This is a genomic window from Campylobacter sp. B0100352/1, from assembly GCF_020135855.1.
Classification (GTDB): Bacteria; Campylobacterota; Campylobacteria; order Campylobacterales; family Campylobacteraceae; genus Campylobacter_D; species Campylobacter_D taeniopygiae.
In genome coordinates this window covers 1-711 of sequence record NZ_JACHTP010000087.1, presented here as the reverse complement: position 1 = coordinate 711, position 711 = coordinate 1, and the positions used below count along the sequence as shown (strand labels likewise).

Genomic DNA, 711 nt, shown 5'->3' with positions numbered 1-711 from the left:
ATTAGCTTCGTTTAGCTGAATGTGTGCTGTCATAGCTTTGAAAGTTCTCCAATTACAGCACCAATTAGCAAAAAATCTCCATTTTTATAAAAAATGTCTTTATATAAAGGATTTAAAGAATGCAAAATCACTCCATCAGCTTGTTTTAAAACCTGCTTTATGTATAAACCATCTTTAGTATTAATCACACAAATGCTTTTATTTTTAAAAGCCTTATTTTTATCTATTACACAAATGCTTCCATCTTTTATAATTGGCTCCATACTCTCTCCATAACAAGTGATAAACTCGCAATCTTTACTTCCAAAAAAGCTTAATAGTTTTTCATCTATGATAAGTTCAGAGCAATCTATCAAATCATTGATTCCACCACCACCCAAACTAGCATTAGTTTTATAAAGCTTTAAAATTTTATATTTATTCTCGCACTCTAATTGTTCCTTAGGAGAGCTTCCATAAAAGAAATAATTTATACTTATATTTCTTTCTTGTAAAAAATTGAGTATTTGTGGATAAGGAATGGAATTTCTAAATTTCATGGAATTAAAAGTATCAGGGTTAATACCTAATTCTTTGGCTATATCTTTTGTTTTTAAATCTCTTTTGCCTTCACTAGCAAGTATATCCTTTAACTTTTCAATCACTTCTTGCATTTGCATTTTTAAATCCTTCGATTTTAATTTCAAAGAATTTAAACATAAAATTTCAAAA

1 protein-coding gene is annotated in these 711 nt (G+C 27.7%); it reads right to left on the bottom strand.

Annotated features, from left to right (window positions below; translation table 11 throughout):
- Nucleotides 1-29: 29 nt before the first annotated feature.
- Nucleotides 30-659, bottom strand: coding sequence for a LexA family transcriptional regulator (locus H2279_RS08650; RefSeq protein ID WP_337196289.1), 630 nt, complete (start codon nucleotides 657-659; stop codon nucleotides 30-32).
- Nucleotides 660-711 lie beyond the last annotated feature (52 nt).